Source organism: Streptomyces sp. NPDC088910, from assembly GCF_044749865.1.
GTDB lineage: Bacteria > Actinomycetota > Actinomycetes > Streptomycetales > Streptomycetaceae > Actinacidiphila.
Genome location: NZ_JBIVIV010000014.1, coordinates 64,772 through 86,126, shown reverse-complemented (window position 1 = coordinate 86,126; position 21,355 = coordinate 64,772). Strand labels below are relative to the sequence as shown.

Genomic DNA, 21,355 nt, shown 5'->3' with positions numbered 1-21,355 from the left:
CCCCGTTCCGGGACACGCACAAGCCCCCGGCCCTGAGGGCTCGGGGGCTTGCGGAGAGATACCGCGCACTGCCGCCTGACGGCTGGGCGCCGTCGGCTCAGTAGTAGTTGTGACTCTGCCAGAACGACCAGGCGCCGCAGGGGCTGCCGTACCGGCTGTTCATGTAGTTGAGGCCCCACTTTATCTGCGTGGCCGGATTGGTCCGCCAGTCCGAGGCGACCGAGGCCATCTTCGAACCGGGGTTGGACTGAACCAGGCCGTACGCCCCGGAGGAGGGGTTGGTCGCCGTGTAGTTCCAGCCGCTCTCGCGGGAGACGATGTTGGAGAAGCACGCGAACTGGTCGCCGCCGACGATGGTCTGCGCCATCGCCTTGACCTGCGCCACCGTGTACGAGGCCGTGACGGGGAACGTGGCACGTGAGTCGCCACCGCCCCGGCTGGCGGCCTCTTCGAGCTTGCGCTGCTTCTCCTTGGCAGCCGCCTCGTCCGCCGCCTTCTTCTTGGCGGCGGCGTCCTTGGCCGCCTGGACGCGGGCGGTCTGCTCAGCGGACTGCCGGGCCGTGGCATCGGCGGCGTCCGACTGCGCCTGCACCTGCTCGGTCAGCGAAGCCTGCTGAATCTGCTGCCCAGCGGGAATGTCCGCAAGGAGGGTCGTCGTGCCGGCTGCTTCGACAGGCTCGGAAGAGCCCTGGTCGGCGCCCGACGCGACGCCTACGACGGCGCCCACAGTGGTGACCGCAGTGGCCGAAGCCACCGCGAGTCCCCGGACCGAGATCCGGCTCACACGGTTTCCTTCCAGCATCGCCCGATGGGTGACCTCACGGACGAAATCGTGCCCCTGGCACGGTCCCCTTCCTGCCGGTCCGCCAATACGGGCCGGTCGGTCACGGGGGCACTGGCCCGGTGCGAACTCCCGGAGGAGTCCCGCGTGGTGCTCGGGCGGCTCATGGCGGTCGATGTGGATTTGTGTGGAGCTGCTGTTCCCACACCCCTGAGGGTGTAGGAGTGCCATAAGCGGGGCCTGACAGCCTCACACCCTGCCGTACGCGGACGCCGCGCGGCAATTTCCGGTTGAGTGGCAAAGCTCACACGCTGCGGAGGAGGGTAAATCCGAGCGGCGGACCCCGTAAAACGCTAGGCTGCTGCGCCCTTCACGCCGGGCGCAGCAGCCTCAACTCACGCTATCACTCAGTAAATCCGGACACTTCAGGCCCCCCGCCATTCGGGGGCCGTGCCCCGGTCAGGCCCCGCCGTCCTCCAGCATCTCGGTGACGAGAGCGGCGATCGGCGACCGCTCGGAGCGGTTGAGGGTGATGTGGGCGAACAGCGGATGGCCCTTCAGCTTCTCCACCACCGCCACGACACCGTCGTAACGGCCCACCCGGAGGTTGTCGCGCTGCGCCACGTCGTGGGTGAGGACCACCCGCGATCCGGCGCCGATCCGCGACAGGACGGTCAGCAGGACGTTCCGCTCCAGCGACTGGGCCTCGTCGACGATCACGAAGGCGTCGTGCAGCGAACGGCCCCTGATGTGGGTCAGCGGCAGCACTTCCAGCATGCCGCGCGCCACGACCTCCTCGATGACCTCCTTGGACGTCACGGCCGACAGCGTGTCGAAGACGGCCTGAGCCCAGGGGCTCATCTTCTCCGCCTCGCTGCCGGGCAGATAGCCCAGCTCCTGGCCACCGACCGCGTACAGCGGCCGGAAGACCATCACCTTGCGGTGCTGACGGCGCTCCAGGACGGCTTCGAGGCCCGCGCACAGGGCCAGCGCGGACTTGCCGGTACCCGCGCGCCCGCCCATCGACACGATGCCGACGTCGGGGTCGAGCAGCAGATCGAGCGCGATCCGCTGTTCCGCGCTGCGGCCGTGGATGCCGAACGCCTCGCGGTCGCCGCGCACCAGCCGCACCCGGCCGTCCTCGGTGACCCGGCCCAGCGCCTTGCCGCGCTCTGACTGGAGCACCAGTCCGGTGTGCACCGGCAGCTCGGCCGCTTCGGGCAGCGCGATGGACTCCTCCGCGAAGAGGGTGTCCACCTCGTCCGCCCCGACCAGCAGTTCCTCCATTCCCGTCCAGCCCGAGGTGATCGCCAGCTCGGCCCGGTACTCCTCGGCCAGCAGGCCGACGGAGGACGCCTTCACCCGCAGCGGCAGATCCTTGGAGACGACGGTGACGTCGTACCCCTCGGCCTGCAGATTGCGGGCGACCGCCAGAATGCGCGAGTCGTTGTCACCGAGCCGGAATCCGGCGGGGAGCACCCCGGGATCCGAGTGGTTGAGCTCGACACGCAGCGTGCCACCGACGTCACCGATCGGAATCGGTGCGTCCAGACGGCCGTAGCGGATCCGGAACTCATCCAGCAGCCGCAACGCCTGGCGGGCGAAGTAGCCGAGTTCCGGGTGGTGGCGCTTGGCTTCCAACTCCGTCACCACGACGACCGGCAGCACAACCTCGTGCTCGTCGAAGCGGGCGATGGCATTGGGGTCTGCGAGCAGCACGCTGGTGTCGAGTACGTACGTGCGCCGGTCGTTGTCACGGCGATTCTTGCTGGTCACCACGTGTGGACGAACCCCCTCGGGAGAGGTCGAACTGCGGTACCGGCAACCATGGGCCGGATGCCGGTCTCCCAGTGATATGCCCTGGAAAACCGTTGCCCATGCGAATGCATATGACAGTCATCCGACGGTCATCGCCCGGTCACCGACCGCTCACCGGCCATTACGCGGGAGAAACCGGCCTCCGCACGCCGTCGTCGAGCCCTCCCGGCACCGGATTCAGGCCGCCCCCACGCCCCCCGTACGGCCCACACCGCGCCCCGCGCGGCAGGGGCTCCACGGGGTCTTCCGTACCGGCGCGCCGGTACGGAAGTCGTCAGGTGCCGTAGCGCCGGTGCCTGGCCGCGTAGTCGCGCAGCGCCCGCAGGAAGTCCACCTTGCGGAAGGCGGGCCAGAAGACCTCGCAGAAGTAGTACTCCGAGTGGGCGCTCTGCCAGAGCATGAAGCCGGACAGCCGCTGCTCCCCCGAGGTGCGGATCACCAGATCCGGGTCGGGCTGGCCGCGCGTGTAGAGGTGCTCCGAGATGTGCTCGACGTCCAGGATCTCGGCCAGGTCCTCGATGGTGGTGCCGCGCCCCGCGTGCTCGTGCAGCAGCGACCGTACGGCGTCGGCGATCTCCTGCCGGCCGCCGTAGCCCACCGCCACGTTCACCAGCAGGCCGCCGAGCGCGTGCGTCTCCTGCTCGGCCTCCTTGAGCACCGACTGGGTGTGCGCGGGCAGCAGGTCCATGGTGCCCACGTGGTGCACGCGCCAGCGGCCGGTCGCGGCCAGTTCACGCACCGCGTCCTCGATGATGCCCAGCAGCGGCACCAACTGGTCGGCGGGGCGGTCCAGATTGTCGGTGGACAGCAGCCACAGCGTGACCACCTCGACACCGGTCTCCTCGCACCAGCCGAGCATTTCGGAGATCTTGTCGGCCCCGGCCCTGTGCCCCTGTTCGGGGCTGCCGCCGGACGCCTTGGCCCAGCGCCGGTTGCCGTCCAGGATCACGCCGATGTGCTTGGGGCCCTGCGCCACGTCCAGCCGGCGTTCCACCCTGCGGGAGTACAGCCCGTACACCAGGTCGCGCAGATTCATCGCACACCAGCCCCTCCTGGGCCTGTCGCCCGGCGGCCACACTACTGCGCACAAGGGCTCGCGGACGAACCGGGGAGGCGGGGCCGACACCCCCGCGTGATAAGCAGAGACCGTGAATATTCGTTCCCTCTACCGCGCCTCCGACGAGCGCTACGACTCGATGGAGTACCGCAGGACCGGCCGCAGCGGCCTCAAGCTCCCCGCCGTCTCCCTGGGTCTGTGGCACAACTTCGGCGACGACCGCACCCTGGACTCCCAGCGCGCCATCCTGCGCCGCGCGTTCGACCTCGGCGTCACGCACTTCGACCTCGCCAACAACTACGGGCCGCCGTACGGCGCCGCCGAGGCCAACTTCGGCACCCTCTTCGCCCAGGACTTCCGGCCCTACCGCGACGAACTGGTCATCTCCACCAAGGCGGGCTACGACATGTGGCCCGGACCGTACGGGGAATGGGGCTCGCGCAAGTACCTGCTGTCCTCCCTCGACCAGTCCCTGTCCCGCATGGGCCTCGACTACGTCGACATCTTCTACTCCCACCGCTTCGACCCCGACACGCCCCTCGAAGAGACGATGGGCGCGCTGGCGACCGCCGTCCAGCAGGGCAAGGCGCTCTACGTCGGCATCTCCTCGTACGGTCCCGACCGTACGCGCGAGGCCGCGCGCATCCTGCGCGAGCTGGGGGTGCCCGCCCTGATCCACCAGCCCTCGTACTCCATGATCAACCGGTGGATCGAGGACGAGGGTCTGCTGGACGTCCTGGAGGAGGAGGGCATGGGCTGCATCGGCTTCGTGCCGCTCGCCCAGGGGCTGCTGACCGACCGTTACCTCGGCGGCATCCCCGAGGGGTCGCGGGCCGCCCAGGGCAAGTCCCTCAACCCCGGCCTCGTCAACGACGAGACCATCGGCCGGCTGCGCGCCCTCAACGACATCGCCGCCGCGCGCGGCCAGTCGCTCGCCCAGCTCGCCCTGTCCTGGGTCCTGCGCGACCCCCGCGTCACCTCCGCCCTCATCGGCGCCTCCTCCGTCGCCCAGCTCGAGGCCAACGTCGCCGCCGTCGGCGCCGCCCCCCTCACCGCCGAGGAGCTCTCCTCCATCGACGCGCACGCGGTGGAGCCGGAGGGGGTCAACCTCTGGTCGGTCAGCAGCGAGGCCTAGCCTGCGGCTCGCTTCCGTTTAAAGGGGGTGCCCCCTTTCGCCCCTCACCGGGCGGAGGGGGGCACCCCCCTTTCTTTCGGGGCTCGGGCCCCGGGCCTGCGGCTGCGCCGGGCGGTACGCCGCGTTTTTCAGGGGCGCGGGGAACTGCGCGACCGGCCACGGCGATGGCTGCGCGTCACCACCGGGCCCGGAGGGGCAGTTCGGTGGTCTCCCGACCACCGGGCCGGTGGGGGCTGAGCGCGCAGTTCCCCGCGCCCCCGGGGGGGCATCGTCTTGCGGAGGGCGGGCGGACAGGGGGCGGGGGCCTGAGGGGGGCTCAGGGGGTGAGCAGGAGGGCGGTGAGGGTGCCGAGGAGCATGAAGGGCCCGAACGGCAGTGGGGTCTTGCGGGTGGCGCGCCGAGTGGCGATGAGGGCGAGGCCGATGAGGGCACCGAGGGCGAAGCCGAGAAACGTGCCGGTGAAGACGGTGGGCCAGCCGTACCAGCCGAGGGCGAGGCCGAGAGTGGGGGCGAGTTTGACGTCGCCGAAGCCCATGCCGGCGGGGTTGACGAGGAAGAGGAGCAGGTAGACGAAGCCGACGGCGAGGGCGCCGAACAGGGCGCGCGGCCAGGAGCCCCGGTGATCGGGGAACAGGGCGGCGAGACCGAGCAGCGCGGCGGTGCCGAAGAAGGCGGGGAAGGTGAGGACGTCCGGGAGCCGGAAGACCTTGAGGTCGACGCGGCCGAGGACGAGGCCGAGCGGCACCAGCAGGAGCCAGACGACGAGTTCGGGGTGGGCGCCCACCCTGGCGGCCAGTCCGGCGCAGGCGAGCGCGCACGCGAGGGCGAGGACGACGGCGGGCCCGTAGGAGCCGTAGGAGCCGCGCTCGGCGCAGCGCGGGCAGCGCGCCGGTCCGAGCCAGCCGCGTATGCCCTCGGGCAGCGGGTGACCCTCGGGGCAGTGCGCCGCCCACGGCTCACCTGAGGGGACGGCCAACCGGTAGGCGGCGCGCGGCAGCGACAGGCCGCTGACGATTCCCCACACGGCGGCGGCCACGATCGGATAGACATGCACCGGGCCGACCGTACACGGCCGCCGCGGACCCGTAACGGGGCCCGTACCGCGTCACCTGCCGTCTGATCGAGCACCCCGGGGAGTGGCCATGCGCCGACGTTGGCGAGACGGTGACGGCACGCTGCGGACGCCCGACGCCGAAGTGCCGCTGCGGGTCGCCGCGTCGTACCGGGCGCGGACCCGCGGGCTGCTCGGCCTGGACGGGATCGAGGGCGCCCTGCTGCTGACCCCGGCCTCCAGCGTGCACACCGTACGGATGCGGTTTCCGATCGACGTCGCCTATCTGGACCGCCGGCTGCGCGTCCTGGCCGTGCGTACGATGCCGCCCGGCCGCGTCGGCCGCCCCCGGCTGCTGGCCCGGCACGTCCTGGAGGCGGAGGCGGGCGCACTGGCGCGGTGGGGGGTGCGCAAGGGGGTCCGGCTGGAGGCGGACGTGGGAGGCGGGCCGGACAGGCCCTAGCGGTTCGGGTCGGTGGCGAATTCGATGCTGTCGATGATCCGGCGCAGCAGCATCGGGTCGGCCGCGCCGTCGGCCGTCCAGGCGCGGACGGTGACCGGGTGGCCCTCGTAGTCGTGCAGGCGGACCTCGACGCGGGCGGCGGGGCGGCCGTCGGGGGCGGCCTGGGCGTAGCTGAGGACCTGGCCGGGCTGGCCGTCGAAGTCCAGCGACTCCTTGCGGGCGGTGGCGAGGGCGGTGGCCGTCGCCTTGTCGGGGGGACCGCCGGCGCCCGGATTGGCGCTGACGGCGACCTCGGCGTCCGTACGGCCGTCAGGGCCGCGCAGCACCGCCCCGCCGCGCACGTCCTGCCAGGTCTTGGGGACCGCGACCGCCAGCGGGTCGGCCCGCAGATAGCGCCAGCCGTCCGGGGCTCCGGCGCCGACCGAGCAGGCGGAGAGGGTGGCCAGGACCAGGCAGGTCAGGGCGGCGCCGGTGAGCGAATACCGGCGGCTTTTCGCCGTTTTGTTCCGCATGCGGGCAATCTACGATGCGGCGGCCCGCATCTCCTTGATAGGCATGCGGAATGCCCGCGACCTCTTCCGCCCGGTCCACCCACGAGATCGGCCGCCTCCGCGACCTGCCCACCGACGACTCGCTGTGCCGCTGGGCGGCGCAGGACCTGAGCGCGGGCCGGGCCTTCGTCCGCGGCGCGGCGGTCGCAGTGGCGGCGCCGAATCTGTCGCTGCTCGACCGGCTCGCGGGCCGTTCACGGCACCGCCGCGCTGATCGTCGACGACTCCAACGCCCTGGCGCTGCGGCTCTACCGCGGCCTGGGGCTGGCCTATCGGCCGCTGCGGGCGGCGGGGGTGGAGACGGGCTGAGGGTGGCGTTCGCGGGGGCCCTGCGGGGGCGGCCTATGGGGGCCGCGCGCGTGCGGTGCCAGGTGCGGTGCGGGCGCGGGAAAAGAAAAACGGGCCGGTTCGCAGGAGGGGGAGAGCGAACCGGCCCGAGGGGGGGAGTTACACCGTACCGCGTCAGAGCGACCGCTCAGCACGTTACGCGGCAGGTGGCGTGAAAGTGATCTCGACGCGGCGATTCTGACTCCGTCCGGTTTCGGACGAATTGTCGGCAATCGGGTAGTCCTCGCCGTACCCACGGACCTGAAACGTGTGGGACGGGTCACCGGCGCTGCCCATTTCCGTTGCCAGGACTTGGTAAACGGCGTCGGCGCGTTGCTTCGAGAGCACCATGCCGTGCTCGGAGCTGCCGAGATTGTCCGTGAACCCGAACACCCGGATGGGTGACGTCACATGGCGTGCGGTGATGTCGTCCGCGATGGCCTGGATCCGCGAGGTCGCCGTGGGCGACAGCACGGCGCTGTCCTTCTTGAACAGCACCTCCGACTGGAGCGCGTAGGTGACCGTCGAGTTCGACGTCTCCTGCCGCTGCTCCGGCTGGCTCGCCTTCGTCGACGACTCGTCCGTCACGGACACGATGTCCAGCACCTTCGCCGGCGCCAGCGTCGAGCCCTCCGGCAGCCTGAGTCCTGGCGACGTCGGGTCGATCCGCACGGGGGCCGTCGGCGTGCTGTCACCGGCCGTGGGCGGCGGATTCGTGTCGGCCACGGCCGCGGTCCCCCCGGCCACCGTCCCGGCGGCCAGCACCAGCACGATCACCACACCCGCGGACAGGGCGGCCCGCTGCCCTCCGGCGCGGGATGCCGCCCCGGGCGGCGACGCGTTGCGCTTCATCGTCCTCACCCCTCCGAGATCGTGATCTTCGCGGGCGGCATCGTCGGCAGCTCGAACGACACTTGGGTGGTGGCTTCCGGCGGGGCGGGGAACTGGGCGAAGAAGGGGCGGGATTCCTTGGGCTGGATGCTGACGAGACCCATCGTGCACAGGCAGCGGCCGTCGGTGTCCCGCAGCACGTAGTAGCGCTTCTTGCCCGCCTCGTCGACAAGGACGGCGCCGGCCACGGAAGCGCCGGAGTGGGACAGCGCGGTCTCCGACCCCACCCACAGGTTGGCGGTGAACCCGGAAGTGCCGTTGTTGGTGACGACACCCTCCACGGTCACGAATCCACCGGAGTCCCGGGTCGCCGAGTTGATGGTCACCACCATGTCCTTCTCGCCCTTGATCTGGGCCAGAACCTCGGTGGGAGTCGCGGAAGGCGTTTCATCGCCGCCTCCGCTGCTGCCGCTTGTCTTCGGCGCGCCGGCCGACGTGGACGGCTTGTCACCGCCCTTGTCGCCACCGCCGCCTCCGCCACCGCATCCGGCCAGCGTGATGGCGGCACCGGCGGCGAACGCCACCGCAATCGTCGCCCTGCGCCCGTATCGCATCGTTCCCCGTTCCCTCATCGCTCGGCCGCCGTCACTTGCTCAAGTGGACGGTGTAGAAGGTCGACAGGTCCAGCACGAAGCCGCCCGCCGTCGGATCGACCGTCACATGGTCGCCGTTGCAGATGAATCCGATCGCGTTGCCGTCCTTGTCGCCAAGTCCGCAGCGCGGTTCGACCACCGCGGTGGCGGTGGCCTTGGCGTGCTTGGTCTCGGTGCCGTCGATCACGGAGGTGCCCACCGTGCCCAACGTCGTGACCGAGACGGTGTATCCCTGGAGCCCCGACGCCCGGCCGCAGCCGTCCGGGGCGTCCACGGCGGCGTTGTTCTCTCCGGCGTAGGCAGAAGCGGCGGCACACGCCTCCGCGTCGTGCTGACCCAAATTCCGCAGAAGCAGACCGAGTTGGACCAGGTCACCGGACCGCAGTGCGCTCAGGAAGGCGTCGTGAGCCGCGTCGCGATCCGCACGGGCGGCGGCGAGAGCCGCCGAATCCGCCGCTGTCTGTGCGGAGTTGCGGACGACAGCGGCCTGACCCACCGCGAAGAACGCGAAGCCGAGGAAGAACAGCGCGGCCATGGCGACGATGTAGATCCCCAGCGTCTGACCACGGTCGTCACCGAGGACGCCTACTTGCCGTTTCCACCGACGATCTTGTCGATCATGCCGGTGATCCCGTTCTTGACGGCGTTTCCGATGTCCGTCGTCCCCGCCAGCACTCCGATGATCACCGCGATCACCACCGCGATCCCGAGATACTCGAACGACGTCTGCCCCCTGTCGGCCGACCCGTCCGCCGACCGGTCGGCGATCCGGGCCGCGAGTCTGTCCGTGCGGTCGCGCAGCCAGATCTCGGTGTCCGTGTAGCGCCGGACTACCCACCTGTTCATCATCGTTCGCCCCATTCTTCGTCACCTGACGGATGCGTGCGACGGCCGCGTTCCACCTGTCGGGGTAGGTGTCCACGGCGCACCGCCTCTCGCTGGTCGTGTTGCCGTCCGCAGCGGATCGGTTCTGATTGCAGGTGCAAATATGGTTGCGAATGCAAAGGTACACCCGAACCTCGGACATCCGCAGCCCGTTCTGCGCCAATTGGCGCTTACAGCATGCCGGTTGATCACACTGTGTGGCCAGCGGATCACGGTAATCGCCAGGTCATCAACCGCTCATCTCCGGTCATCGGCCGCCATCTCCGCTCATCGTCACCGGTCACGCGCCCGCCGCGTCCGGCGGCGACGACCGTCATCCGCCCGGTCGTCCGCGCCGGCACCCGCCCCATCACCCGCCCCGCCGTACGAACCGACACCCGCCTCGCCGTACGAACCACCACCCGCCCCGTCATCCGCCGCTGCCGAAGGTGTCGCCGAACTGGATGTGGGAGCCCATGATCGTGCCGGTGATCAGCAGGATCATGGTCGCCGGGACGAGGATGGTGGTGATGACGCCGGTGGCGCGCGGGACCATGCGGGCGGCGCGGCGGCGGGCGTTCTGGGCCTCGGTGCGGCGCATGTCGTTGGCGATCTGGAGGAGGGTGCGGGCGATCGGGGCGCCCAGTTCCTCGCCCTGCTGGAGGGCGGTGACGAACTGGCCGACCTGGTCGCTGCGGTTGCGCCTGCGGAGCTGGTCGAAGGCGTCACGGCGGCTGACGCCGACGTCCATCTGACGCAGGGCGACCCGGACCTCGTCCGACCAGGGGCCCTGGTACACGGCGTTGACGCGCTCCAGGGCCTGGCGGAAGCCGAGGCCCGCGCTGACGACGACGGCGAGGACGTCGAGGAAGTCGGGGAGGGTGCGTTCGATGTCGTCGCGGCGGCGGCGGACGGCCAGCCAGATGCCGAGGTCGGCCCACCACCAGGCGTACGCGGCGAGCAACAGGGCCAGGATCCAGTGACCTTGGACGAGCAGCAGCAGGGCCGCGAAGCCGCCGAGGCCGCCGTAGACGGCGCGGCGGGCGGCGTAGCGCTCGACGGTGAGGCCGTGCGGGTGGCCCGCGTGGTCGATCCGGGCGCGCATTTTGGCGATCCGGGCCGGGCCCATCATCCGCATCACCATCGGCGCCCAGCGGATGCCGATCCGGTCGATGGCGTTGCCGGTACGGGTCGTCCGGGTCCTGCCGACTTCCAGGGCGAGGGCCAGGTCGTCGGGGAGCTTCACGTCGGCGCGCAGGAGTGCGACGGCGTGGACGACGCCGACGACGCCCGCGGCGACGACCGCCGCCAGGACGAGGCCGATCAGGAGCATCGGGAATTCCCTCCGGTCACCGGCCGGTTGCCGCGTGAGGTGTGCACGGTCGCGGTCATACGTCGATCCTCGACATCCGGCGGATCAGCGCGAAGCCGACCACGTACAGGCCCAGCGCGACCAGGACGCAGATCCGGCCGACGGTGGAGCCGGTCATGGCGCTGAGCGAGCCCGGCATGATCTGGTTGAGGAGCAGCAGGGAGCCGATGCCGATGACCGGGACCGCGTAGGCGGTGACGGTGACCTGGGACATCTGGGTGCGGATCTCGCGCCGGGTCTCCTTGCGCTCCTCCAGGGTGACCGTGAGGTTGCGCAGCGACTCGACGACGGAGCCGCCCGCGCGGCTGGAGAGCACCAGCGTGGAGACCAGCACGACCAACTCGCGGCTGGGCAGCCGCTGTTGCAGCTCGGCCAGCGCGTCCTCGATGGAGTGGCCCACCGCCATCGCGTCCGCGACCTGCTTCAGCTCCTCGCCCGCGGGCGCGTCCAGCTCCTCCGCCGCCATGGAGACGGCGGTGCGCAGGGCGAGCCCGGCCTGGGTGGCGTTGGCCAGGACGCGTGCGAGCTCGGGGAGTTGGGCGATGAAGCGCTCGGTACGGACGCGGCGGCGCCACTCCAGGAAGCTGTACGCGGACCAGCCCGCGATGAGTGCGGCGATCGGCCCGAAGAAGGGGGCGAGGACCGCCGCGGCGAGCACCCACGCGACGAGGACGACGCCGATCGCGGCCGCGGTGAACTGACCTGGCGTCAAGTTCGTTCCCGTGGCGGCCAGTCGGGCCGCGAGGCGCTGGCCCCAGGCGTAGCGGCGTACGCGGCGGTCGAGTCCGGCGAAGGCCGATTCGCGGGGGCCGCCGCCGAAGTCGCCGGCGAGCCGGTCGACGAGCGCGGCCCGGTCGGCCCTGCCGCCGCGCCAGGCGTGGCCGCCCCACACGGCCAGTGCGAGGGCGAGCACGCTGACGCCGAGGACGAGCAGCGGGTACGGTCCCGAGGCGAATCCGGGGCCCGCGGCCAGGTGCGGGAGACCGCTGCCGGGCGGGGCCGCGACCGCCGTCAACTCTTGCGGAACGGCGGTCACTTCGCCTCCCTGCTGTCGAGTTCGAGTTCGCTCGCGCCGATGCCGAAGGCGGCGGGTACGTGTTCGCCGGACAGGTAGAGCCGCTCGGCGATCTCGCGCGGGACGGGCCGGTGTTCGTACCAGCCGCGGACGATGCGGTCGACGCCGAGAGGTTCCGCGCGGAAGCGGGTCGCGGAGGTGAGCCGGAAGACGTCACGGCCGCGGGAGGACAGGACGGCGATCTCGCCGATCCTGCGGGTGCCGTCGATGTGGCGGTTGAGCTGGACGAGGACGTCCACGGCGCTGTTGATCTGGTCGCGCAGCGCCTCGAAGGGGATCTTGACCTCGCTCATCGACGCGAGCGTCTGGAGCCTGAGCACCGCGTCCTCGGCGGAGTTGGCGTGCACGGTGGCCAGTGAGCCGTCGTGTCCTGTGGACATCGCCTGGAGCATGTCGAGGGTCTCGCCGCCGCGGACCTCACCGACGATGATCCGGTCGGGGCGCATCCGCAGCGAGTTGCGTACGAGGTCGCGAATCGTGATCCGGCCCTCGCCCTCGACGTTGGGCGGGCGCGACTCCAGCCGGATCACATGCTCCTGCTGGAGCTGGAGTTCGGCCGCGTCCTCGACCGTGATGATCCGCTCGCCGTCGGGGATCAGCCCGGACAACGCGTTGAGCAGCGTGGTCTTGCCCGAGCCCGTACCGCCGCTGACGATGATGTTGCACTTCGCGCGCACGAACGACGAGAGCAGCAACAGCATGTGCTCGTCCAGCGTCCCGAGGCCGATCAGCTCCTGGAGCGTGTACGCGCGCGGGAAGCGGCGGATGGTGAGCGTGGGTCCGGTCAGTGACAGCGGCGGGATGATGACGTTGACGCGCTCGCCCGACGGCAGCCGGGCGTCGACCATCGGATTCGACTCGTCCACACGGCGGTTGACGGTCGAGACGATCCGCTCGATGGTCTGGAGGAGCTGTTCCGCCGACGAGAAGCGGGCGGCGACGGCCTCGACCCGGCCGCCGCGCTCGACGTAGATCTTGTCGGGGCCGTTGACCATGATCTCGGTGACGGTGGGGTCTTCGAGCAGCGGTTCCAGGATGCCGAGGCCGAGCGCCTCGTCCACCACGCGGCGGATCAGCGCGGCGCGTTCCGCCGTGGACAGCACTGGGCCCTCGCGGCTGATGATGTGGCCGAGCACCCGTTCCAGCCGGGCCCTGCGCTCGCCCGGCGCGAGCGCCGACATCTCCGCGAGGTCGATCTCCTGGAGCAGTTTCGCGCGGTAGACGGCCACCATGTGGCCTTCCTGCGTCTGCGGGGTCGCCTCTTCGACGGCGAGGCGGGCACGGAGGCTCATCGTGTCGTGTCCTCCTTCGGCATGGTGGCGGAGCGCTTCACGGGGTCGAAGAAGCTGACGCCCGGCAGGACGGACGGGACCTTCACCGTGGCCTGCGCGGTCACGGTCGTCGCGTCGGACGTCGTGAACCGGATCGTCGCGGTCAGCCAGTCGCTCACCGCCGCCTGGCCGGCCTGCTGGCCGGCCGCCTCTCCCCCGTTCGGGCCCGCCTGCGCGGCGGTCCTGGCCGCCGTACGGGCCGCCGTGCCGGCCTGTTCGCCGCAGTACGCGACGAGGCCGAGTTGGATGCCCGCGAGGGCGATCAGGAGCAGGAACGGGAGCATTCCGAGGTATTCGAGCGATGCCACTCCCCGGTCCCGGGCGGGCCCGCGGTGCCTCTCGGGGGCGCCGCCCCCGAACCCGCGCCGGGAGGGCCCCGAAGGGGCGCGGGGAACCGCGCGCTCGGCGGAGGTACGGGCTGCGGGAGCCCGGCGGCGGGAGCGCTTCATCGCTTGGCCGTTTCGTCCAGCGTCTTCGCGTGGCCCGAGATGGGGACGAAGTCGCCGATGCCGGGGATGAGGAGGGGCATTTTGAGGGTGACGGTCGCCGAGACGGTGCCGTCCGCGCGGCTGACCGAGGTGTCGCCTGGCCCCCACGCGCTGGGAAGGTCGCTGCTCGCGGCGGCGGAGGCGTCGGAACCCACCGCCGCGGCCCGGGCCGCCTGATCGGCGGCGTTGCCCGCGAGCGTGAAGGTGTAACCGGCCAGCACCGCCTGCCAGATGAGCAGCAGGGTGATGAGGATGATCGGCGTCATGCCGAGGGTTTCGAGGGTGACCTGGCCCCGGTCGCCGCGTTCGGACCGCTCGCGGCGCTGCTTCTTCCCGCGTGCGGCGGGCAGCGCCGCGCCGCTGACCAGGCCCAACTCCCCTGCCAGTGCCCAGATTCCGGCCTTGACGGTGGAGCGGGCGTCGAGGTCCTGGAGGCGGCCGGCGTCGATGACGGCCTGGAGTTCGCGGAATCCGGCGGGGATGACGGAGGTCGCCATGCGGGTGCCGGTGATGCGGCCGATCAGCGACGGCTGGATCTCGGTGCCGCGGGTGTGGCGGTTGACGACGGCGGTGGTGTCCTGGGGCTTGCGGATCTGGAGCCGGTCCCACATGCGGACCATGCGCTTGGCGGCGCGCACGGCGATGACGTCGGGCGTGAGCACGAGGACGGCGGCGTCGGCGACCTCGACGGCGACGGCGTTGGCGCTGGTCATCTGGGTGCCGCAGTCCACGACGACGACTTCGTAGCGCTGCCGGAGTGCGGCGAGGACGAGGCGGGCCGAGCGGTCGGTGACGTCCTCGCCGCGTTCGCCGTCGGCGGGGGCGAGCAGCAGGGCGGGGCCGGACTCGTGGACGTACATGGCGTCGTGCAGGACCCGGGAGGAGACGTCCGCGATGTCGGCGAGGTCGGCGATGGAGCGGCGGAACTGGACGTCGAGGTAGGAGGCGATGTCGCCGCCCTGGAGGTCGAGGTCGACCAGGGCGGTGGAGCGGCCCGACGCGTGGGCGGCGAGGGCGAGTTGGACGGCGGTGACGGTGGTGCCGACGCCGCCCTTGGCCCCGGCGACGGCGATGAGGGTACCGCCCGCGACGGCGGGCAGGGCGCGCTGCGGGCCGAGGTGTCTGCGGACGCCGGCCGACCAGGTGGCGGCGGCTTCGACGCGGGCGCCCAACTCGTCGTAGGAGAGCGGGAATCCGACGACGCCTCGGGCGCCGGAGTCCATGGCGGCGGCGAGCACGGCAGGGCTGGGGTCGGCGGTGAGCAGGACGACGCCGATGGCGGGGAAGCGCAGGGCGACATCGCGGATGAGGTCGAGTGCGGGCATCGGTCCGATGCCCTCCTGCACGATGACGACCTCGGGCAGTTCGTCGATCCCGGCCTCGGCGGCGCGCGTGAGGGTTTCGAGCAGCGCCGTGGAGTCGCCGAGCGCGGGTGCCGGTTCCGCGCCGGGCAGTTGGCCGAGCAGGCCGAGCAGGGCGCGCGCGGCGTCGGGGTCGGCGGTTCCGGCGAGGATGCGTACGGTCACGGCTTGCCTCCGGTGCCGCTGTCGCCGCCAAGGGTGTACGTGCGGTCGGTCTGCGAGGGTGCGGAGCTGTCACCTGGGGCGACCAGCGCGAGGCGTACGTGTTCCGCGAACGACTCGGCGTAGGCGACGCGTTGGGCGTCACCGGCGTTGAGCGCGAAGGTGATCGGCACGCCTTCGGTGGACAGCCGCTGGGCGTTCTCGCTCTTGTCGAAGGCCTTGATCTCGCCGACGTCGATGACCTGCGCGCCGGACACGATGATCTTCGAGACGTCGGGATCGGTGTCCTTGCGGCCCTGGAAGGTGGCGAAGATGTTGACCCGGGCGCCGGGGGTGATCTTGCCCGCCACGCCGGTCTCGGCGTCGATCATGATGGCGATCTCCATCTGTCCGGCCTGGAGTTCGGGCCGGGCGGCGACCATGTCGGACTGGAGCAGCGAGCCTTTGCGCAGCGGCACGGCGGCGATCTTGCCCTGGAGCTGGCCGAGATCGCGTACGGCGGTGTCCGGCAGCCAGCGCTTCGGTATCCGGATCCGGTGCACCTGGGACGCGGTCAGCGCCTGGTACGCCGGTACGTCGGCGCTGAGTTCGTACGCGGTGACCTTCGGTCCGACCTGTGACCGCGCGTCGCTGACGACGGCGAGCACTCCCGCGAAGGCGGCCACCGCGCAGATCACGGAGATCACGAGGAGGACGACACCACGACGCTGACGTGAGTTCATGTGCGGGCGGACCTATCGCTTGTGGGGTTCGAGTTGGGGGCGGCGCGGTGTCTCGACCTCGCGCCCCGGCCGGGCGGCGGCGTGCTTCGCCGGAGCCGTACGATCCCCCAGCCGTGTGGCGCAGAACAAGCACTGGTCACCGATGACTTCGAGCCCGCACCAGGTGCAGGTGTCGCGCCGTACCGAGGTGACGAGTTGGTAGAGCATGCCCACATCGGCGATGTAGGCGGTGAATTCGACCAGCCGGGACGTACCCCACCAGCGTGGGGAGTCGGTCGGCAGCGGCACTTCGCGCAGGTGCTGGGCGCGCCAGCCGCTGGCGAGCGGTCCGGTGACCCAGGCGGGGTCGACGCCCTTGCCCGCGACGGCGAGCTGTGTCTGGTAGCCGGGCCCCGGCGGGACGGTGCCCGGTTCGGCCTCGGCCAGGTACGGCTCGGGGTGCGCGAGGACGGCGAAGTGCCGTCCCGGCACGAGGGACTTGACGTGGGCGCCGACGCCGACCGGGACGCGGTCGAGCTTGGCGACGGAGCCGAGCAGCGCGCCGGAGTGCAGGTAGTACGTGAGCAGCCGGGCGGCGCCCGCGAGGACGCCGGGGCCGAGGTCGGTGCCGGAGAGCTGGCGCAGTTGCTCGGCGAGCAGGGCGATGGCCAGCGGGGGCAGCGGGCTGGGGACGATCGCTATCCGGTCGGCTTCGAGGGCGGACCGCACGGTGTGCATCCGGCGCCTGGCGGGGTCGGCCGGTTCGGCCGGTGCCAGGGCGATGAGGTGCCCGTACGTGTCGAGCGCGGTCGTGGTGCGCGTCAACTGCTCTTCCAGCGAGAGCGAGAGATCGTCAGAGGTGACGGTGATGACGCTCGGCATGCGGAACCTCCCCTCCTGCGCCCGGTGGTGGCCGGTACCTGGCGATTCGCGGTCGTCAGCTTATCGATGTGTAGCGGCTTGGGTGCGGAAAGTTGCGGATCGGAAGTGGTGAACGACAGGTGTCCGGCGGAGGTCTTGACAACCGAATTGGTCTGGACCAACTTTCTCCCTGTCATCTGTTTTCTGCATGCGCTTCACATTGCTCCGCACGTCGGCACTTCAGGTCACCCGTTCACGTCCGTACGTCATGTCATGCGCCACCGCACTCCCACTACCCCCCAACTCCTTGCCCCCAGGAGGCAGTCGTGGAACGTGCATCGCACGCGAATCAAGCGAGCCATGCCCAGCACAGATCAAAGCTCGTCCGCTCGACGTTCTTCCGCCGAGGTATCGCGGGGCTGAGCGCCGCCGCGGTGATCGGCACCGGTGTCGCGCTCGTCGACATGGGCAGCGCCAGCGCCGCGACCACCAACCTCGCCGCCAACCCCGGCTTCGAGAGCGGCCTTTCCGGCTGGACCTGCACCGCGGGCAGCGGCAGCACCGTCTCCAGCCCGGTGCACTCCGGCTCCGCCGCCCTCAAGGCCACCCCGACCAGCAGCGACACCGGCCAGTGTTCCCAGGTCGTCAGCGTGCAGCCCAACTCCCAGTACACGCTCAGCGGTTGGGTGCAGGGCTCGTACGTCTACCTGGGCGCGACCGGCACCGGCGGCACCGACCCGTCCACCTGGACGCCGTCGGCCTCCTCGTACCAGCAGCTCAGCGTCAGCTTCACCACCGGCGCGAACACCAAGTCCGTGACGATCTACACCCACGGCTGGTACGCGCAGCCCGCGTACTTCGCGGACGACATCTCGCTGTCGGGCCCCGGCGGTACGGGCACGACCCCGCCGACCACCCCGCCGACGACGCCTCCCACGACGCCGCCGACCACTCCCCCCACGACACCTCCCACCACCCCGCCCACGACGCCTCCCACCACGCCGCCGACCAGCCCGCCCACCAGCAGCATCCCCAAGCACGCGGTCACCGGCTACTGGCAGAACTTCAACAACGGCGCCACCGTGCAGACCATCGCGCAGGTGCAGAGCCAGTACGACATCATCGCCGTCGCCTTCGCGGACGCGACGACCACGCCCGGCGCGGTCTCGTTCACCCTCGACCCGGCGCTGAACTACAGCACCGCGCAGTTCAAGGCGGACATCGCCGCCAAGCAGGCCGCGGGCAAGAAGGTGATCATCTCCGTCGGCGGTCAGAACGGCACCATCTCGGTCCGTGACTCCGCCTCGGCCACCAACTTCGCCAACAGCGTCTACACGCTGATGCAGACGTACGGCTTCAACGGCGTCGACATCGACCTCGAGAACGGCATCGACACCACCTACATGCCGCAGGCGCTGCGCGCGCTGAGCGCCAAGGCGGGCTCGTCGCTCATCATCACGATGGCGCCGCAGACCATCGACATGCTCTCGGCGGGCAGTGACTACCTGGCCACCGCGCTGAAGATCAAGGACATCCTGACCGTCGTCAACACCCAGTACTACAACAGCGGTTCGATGAACGGCTGCGACGGCGGCGTCTACAGCCAGGGCACGGTGGACTTCATCACGACCCTGGCCTGCACCGCCATCCAGGCCGGGCTCTCCCCGTCCCAGGTCGGCATCGGCACCCCGGCGTCCACCAGCGCCGCGGGCTCCGGTTACGTCAGCCCGACCGTCGTCAACAACGCGCTCGACTGCCTCGCCAAGGGCACCGGGTGCGGGACCTTCCACCCGTCCACCACCTGGCCCACCATCCGCGGGGCCATGACCTGGTCCACCAACTGGGACGCCTCGGCGGGCAACGCCTGGTCCAACAGCGTCGGGGCCCACGTGCACGGCATGCCGTAACACGGAGTCCGCTCCAAGGGGGCGCCCCCTGTCCCGCACCCGCGGGACAGGGGGCGCCCCCGACGCGTTCCCCGCGCCCCGAAAGCTCTCCTCCCGCGCGGGAGGAGTCGTCACCCCAGGACGGCCAGGGCGTCGATTTCGATCAGCAGGCCGGCGGGGAGGCCGACGTAGATGGTGGTGCGGGCGGCGGGGGGCTCGACGAGGGAGGCGAAGAACTCGTTGTAGATGGCGTTGAGTTCGGCGAAGTGGTCCGTGTCCGTGAGGTAGACGCGGATCATGATGACGTCTTCCCAGGTGGCACCGCCCGCTTCGAGGACGGCCTGGACGTTGGCGAGGGTCTGGAGGGTCTGCTCGCGCAGGCCGGGGCCCGCGGGCGTCGGGGGCTGGCCCTCGACGGCCGGGAGGAAGCCGACCTGGCCGGCCACCTGGAGGAGATTCCCCTTGCGGACGCCGTGCGAGAACTTGGCGGGCGGCGCCGTGTGGGTGGCCGGGACGATCGCGGTCTTCTGGCCGTTGCTCATGCGGAGTTGTCCTTCACTGAATCTCGTGCGGGTACAGACGCGGATACGGGTACGGGTACAGACGCGGATACGGGTACGGATGCGGGCGCGGGCGCGCTTCCCGACAGGTCGCGGCTGACGGCCTCGGCCGTCCGCAGCAACAGCGGGCGCAGGCGCAGCAGTTCGTCGGCGGGGACGACGACATTGGGGGCCGAGAGCGACATGGCGGCGCAGACCCGGCCGTCGGGACCGCGCAGGGGCGCGCCGACGCAGTTGATGGACTCCTCGTGGCCGCCGAGGTCGGTGGCCCAGCCCTGTTCGCGGACGCGGGCCAGTTCGGCCAGGAACGCGGCGGCGTCGGGCGTGGACTTCGCGGTGTAGCGGGGGTACTCCAACTGCTCGGCCACCGAGCGCCGTTCGGGCTCGGGCAGGTCGGCCAGGAGCAGTTTGGCGACGGCGGCGACCGTGATGGCGACCGGGCGGCCGATCCGGGAGTACATCCGTACCGGATAGCGGCTCTCGACCTTGTCGATGTAGACGACCTCGCCCTGCTCGTACACCGCGAGGTGCACGGTGTGGCCGGTGCGTTCGTTGAGCGCGGCGAGGTGGGGGTGGGCGATGCCGCGGATGTCGAGGGTCTCGATGGCCTGCTGGGCGAGGGCGAACAGGCGGGCGCCGAGCCGGTAGCGCTGGTCCTGCTGCCGGTAGACCAGGCCGTGTTCGTGCAGGGTCCGCAGCAGCCGCAGCGCGGTGGACTTGTGGACGTCGAGCCGGGTGGCGACCTGTTCGAGCCCCGCCGGGCCCTCGGCCAGCAGCGGCAGGATGCTCAGCGCGCGGTCGACCGTCTGGCTCACCGCGGTCCCTCCTCCGTCGTCGTGGGCGCACGATCTCCGGACGCCGTCCACCCGGCGCCCAGCCGCAGTCTCCCCCATGCCGCGTCGTCCAGGGCGACCAGCGCGTCGGCGCGGGCGCGGCCGGGCGGCGTGCCGAGGTCGCCCGGCTCGGTCAGCGCGGCGGCGGCCAGCACATGGCCGTGCCTGACGCGGTCGGGTACGGGCAGGCCGCGCAGGGCCGCCGACAGGTACCCGGCGGCGAAGGCGTCGCCCGCGCCGACGTGCGCGACGACGTCGACCGCGAGGGCGGGGACGTGACGGCGTTCGTCGCCGTCGAAGACGGTCGCGCCCGCCTCGCCCTGCTTGACCACCAGCGTCCGCGGCTCGGGCAGCGCGGCCCGTACCGCGGCCGCGTCCGGCAGCCCCCAGGCGGCCTGCGCCTCGTCCTCGCCGACGAAGACGAGGTCGCAGCCGCGGGCGAGGTCGAGCGTGCGCCGGGGGTCGGCGTCGCGCCACAGCGCCGGGCGGTGGTTGACGTCGAAGGAGACCAGGGGGCGTCCCGGCGCGCGGCGGGTGAGGCCGCGCATCAGCTCCGCGCAGGTCGCGGAGAGCGCGGCGGTGATGCCGGTGAGGTGCAGCACCCGGCCGCTCCACGCGTCGGCGCGGGCGACGAGGTCGGGGGCGAGCGCGGAGGCGGCGGAACCGGCCCGGTAGTAGACGACCTCGGCCCGGTCGGCGGGGGCGTCCGTACCGACGGCGCGCTCGCCCGCCGTACGGAAGTACACGCCGGTGGGGCGGTGCGGGTCGCGCTGTACGGCGCTGACGTCGACCCCGGCCGCGGCGATCGTCTCCACCAGGTGGTCGCCGAAGCCGTCGGCGCCGACGCGGCTGATCCAGCGGGCGCGGTGGCCGGTGCGGGCCAGGGTGCAGGCCACATTGGACTCGGCGCCGCCGATCGCGCGGTGGAAGGCGGGCACGTCGGCGAGGCGGCCGGGGCGGGAGGGGACGAAGGTGACCATGGACTCGCCGAGGCAGACGACGTCGAAGTCGGCGGCGCCGGGGGCGGCGCTCGGGCTCGTCGGTACGGTCACGGCGGTCACTCACTTCTGCGGGCCGCGGCGGGAGCGGCGGTGGCCTGGTGGGCAGGAGCACCGTTGACCAGGCACTCGCGGGGATGTTAGACAGCTTGCATCACTGTATGCAACGGCCGTTGCATATGTTGCAACTCGGGAG

General features: G+C 71.4%; 22 protein-coding genes. 3 read left to right on the top strand and 19 right to left on the bottom strand.

Translation table 11 applies throughout. From position 1 onward, the window contains the following. Positions 1-97: 97 nt before the first annotated feature. The 3 genes from ACIP4Z_RS28610 to ACIP4Z_RS28600 form a co-directional block, all read right to left on the bottom strand. Positions 98-802, bottom strand: a complete 705-nt coding sequence (locus ACIP4Z_RS28610; protein WP_355347907.1) for a transglycosylase SLT domain-containing protein — start codon at positions 800-802, stop codon at positions 98-100. Between the two features lie 438 nt (positions 803-1,240). Further along, the gene (locus ACIP4Z_RS28605) at positions 1,241-2,560 is read right to left on the bottom strand and encodes a PhoH family protein (RefSeq protein WP_355347904.1); all 1,320 of its coding nucleotides are present in this window, start codon (positions 2,558-2,560) and stop codon (positions 1,241-1,243) included. A gap of 313 nt (positions 2,561-2,873) precedes the next feature. Then, a complete protein-coding gene (locus ACIP4Z_RS28600; protein ID WP_355347900.1) occupies positions 2,874-3,635 on the bottom strand; it encodes an isoprenyl transferase in 762 nt (253 codons plus the stop codon). A 112-nt stretch (positions 3,636-3,747) separates the two neighbouring features. On the opposite strand from ACIP4Z_RS28600, the gene mgrA reads away from it, so the two are divergent. Further along, positions 3,748-4,791: an L-glyceraldehyde 3-phosphate reductase gene (gene mgrA / locus ACIP4Z_RS28595; RefSeq protein WP_355347898.1), complete on the top strand. Its 1,044-nt coding sequence runs from the start codon at positions 3,748-3,750 to the stop codon at positions 4,789-4,791. A gap of 316 nt (positions 4,792-5,107) precedes the next feature. Here mgrA and ACIP4Z_RS28590 read toward each other — a convergent pair whose 3' ends face one another. After that, positions 5,108-5,845, bottom strand: coding sequence for a prepilin peptidase (locus ACIP4Z_RS28590; RefSeq protein ID WP_401312930.1), 738 nt, complete (start codon positions 5,843-5,845; stop codon positions 5,108-5,110). An 88-nt stretch (positions 5,846-5,933) separates the two neighbouring features. Here ACIP4Z_RS28590 and ACIP4Z_RS28585 point away from each other — a divergent pair, with 88 nt between their 5' ends. Further along, positions 5,934-6,305 (top strand): DUF192 domain-containing protein, encoded by a 372-nt coding sequence (locus ACIP4Z_RS28585; protein ID WP_401312928.1) that lies wholly within the window; start codon positions 5,934-5,936, stop codon positions 6,303-6,305. Here ACIP4Z_RS28585 and ACIP4Z_RS28580 read toward each other — a convergent pair. From ACIP4Z_RS28580 to ACIP4Z_RS28525, 12 genes are all read right to left on the bottom strand, one after another. Next, positions 6,302-6,817 (bottom strand): hypothetical protein, encoded by a 516-nt coding sequence (locus ACIP4Z_RS28580; protein WP_401312926.1) that lies wholly within the window; start codon positions 6,815-6,817, stop codon positions 6,302-6,304. The two genes, ACIP4Z_RS28585 and ACIP4Z_RS28580, sit on opposite strands and share 4 nt — an antisense overlap. Before the next feature lie 522 nt (positions 6,818-7,339). Beyond that, entirely contained in the window at positions 7,340-7,963 is a 624-nt protein-coding gene (locus ACIP4Z_RS28575; protein WP_401312923.1) for an OmpA family protein, read from the bottom strand. Positions 7,964-8,040: 77 nt separating this feature from the next. Further along, on the bottom strand, positions 8,041-8,628 hold the full coding sequence (locus ACIP4Z_RS28570) for a hypothetical protein (RefSeq protein ID WP_401312920.1): 588 nt from the start codon (positions 8,626-8,628) through the stop codon (positions 8,041-8,043). A 31-nt stretch (positions 8,629-8,659) separates the two neighbouring features. After that, positions 8,660-9,223, bottom strand: coding sequence for a pilus assembly protein TadG-related protein (locus ACIP4Z_RS28565; protein ID WP_401313131.1), 564 nt, complete (start codon positions 9,221-9,223; stop codon positions 8,660-8,662). A gap of 29 nt (positions 9,224-9,252) precedes the next feature. After that, positions 9,253-9,513: a hypothetical protein gene (locus ACIP4Z_RS28560; protein ID WP_401312917.1), complete on the bottom strand. Its 261-nt coding sequence runs from the start codon at positions 9,511-9,513 to the stop codon at positions 9,253-9,255. 448 nt (positions 9,514-9,961) lie between these two features. Continuing rightward, the gene (locus ACIP4Z_RS28555; RefSeq protein WP_401312914.1) at positions 9,962-10,864 is read right to left on the bottom strand and encodes a DUF5936 domain-containing protein; all 903 of its coding nucleotides are present in this window, start codon (positions 10,862-10,864) and stop codon (positions 9,962-9,964) included. A gap of 55 nt (positions 10,865-10,919) precedes the next feature. Further along, complete coding sequence (locus ACIP4Z_RS28550) at positions 10,920-11,876, bottom strand: type II secretion system F family protein (protein ID WP_401313128.1); 957 nt, start codon at positions 11,874-11,876, stop codon at positions 10,920-10,922. A gap of 59 nt (positions 11,877-11,935) precedes the next feature. After that, on the bottom strand, positions 11,936-13,270 hold the full coding sequence (locus ACIP4Z_RS28545; RefSeq protein ID WP_401312911.1) for a CpaF family protein: 1,335 nt from the start codon (positions 13,268-13,270) through the stop codon (positions 11,936-11,938). Beyond that, positions 13,267-13,617, bottom strand: a complete 351-nt coding sequence (locus tag ACIP4Z_RS28540) for a TadE/TadG family type IV pilus assembly protein (protein WP_391049161.1) — start codon at positions 13,615-13,617, stop codon at positions 13,267-13,269. Before ACIP4Z_RS28540 ends, ACIP4Z_RS28545 begins: the two co-directional genes overlap by 4 nt. 137 nt (positions 13,618-13,754) lie before the next feature. Beyond that, positions 13,755-15,323: a CpaE family protein gene (locus tag ACIP4Z_RS28535; RefSeq protein ID WP_401312908.1), complete on the bottom strand. Its 1,569-nt coding sequence runs from the start codon at positions 15,321-15,323 to the stop codon at positions 13,755-13,757. Then, positions 15,320-16,042: a Flp pilus assembly protein CpaB gene (gene cpaB, locus ACIP4Z_RS28530; RefSeq protein ID WP_401312905.1), complete on the bottom strand. Its 723-nt coding sequence runs from the start codon at positions 16,040-16,042 to the stop codon at positions 15,320-15,322. The genes ACIP4Z_RS28535 and cpaB overlap by 4 nt, the downstream gene beginning before the upstream one ends. Positions 16,043-16,054: 12 nt before the next feature. Continuing rightward, positions 16,055-16,903 carry a hypothetical protein gene (locus ACIP4Z_RS28525; protein ID WP_391049158.1) on the bottom strand — a complete coding sequence of 283 codons (849 nt, stop codon included), beginning with the start codon at positions 16,901-16,903 and terminating at the stop codon, positions 16,055-16,057. A 389-nt stretch (positions 16,904-17,292) separates the two neighbouring features. Between ACIP4Z_RS28525 and ACIP4Z_RS28520 the strand changes: the two genes are divergently transcribed. Continuing rightward, complete coding sequence (locus ACIP4Z_RS28520) at positions 17,293-18,789, top strand: glycosyl hydrolase family 18 protein (protein ID WP_391049374.1); 1,497 nt, start codon at positions 17,293-17,295, stop codon at positions 18,787-18,789. Positions 18,790-18,899: 110 nt separating this feature from the next. On the opposite strand, the gene ACIP4Z_RS28515 is transcribed toward ACIP4Z_RS28520, so the two are convergent. From ACIP4Z_RS28515 to ACIP4Z_RS28505, 3 genes are read right to left on the bottom strand one after another with little or no spacing between them, the layout of a single operon-like run. After that, a complete protein-coding gene (locus ACIP4Z_RS28515) occupies positions 18,900-19,310 on the bottom strand; it encodes a RidA family protein (protein ID WP_355347857.1) in 411 nt (136 codons plus the stop codon). Next, positions 19,307-20,143 (bottom strand): IclR family transcriptional regulator, encoded by an 837-nt coding sequence (locus ACIP4Z_RS28510; RefSeq protein ID WP_401312900.1) that lies wholly within the window; start codon positions 20,141-20,143, stop codon positions 19,307-19,309. The genes ACIP4Z_RS28515 and ACIP4Z_RS28510 overlap by 4 nt, the downstream gene beginning before the upstream one ends. Beyond that, complete coding sequence (locus tag ACIP4Z_RS28505; RefSeq protein ID WP_401312897.1) at positions 20,140-21,213, bottom strand: sugar kinase; 1,074 nt, start codon at positions 21,211-21,213, stop codon at positions 20,140-20,142. Before ACIP4Z_RS28505 ends, ACIP4Z_RS28510 begins: the two co-directional genes overlap by 4 nt. Positions 21,214-21,355 lie beyond the last annotated feature (142 nt).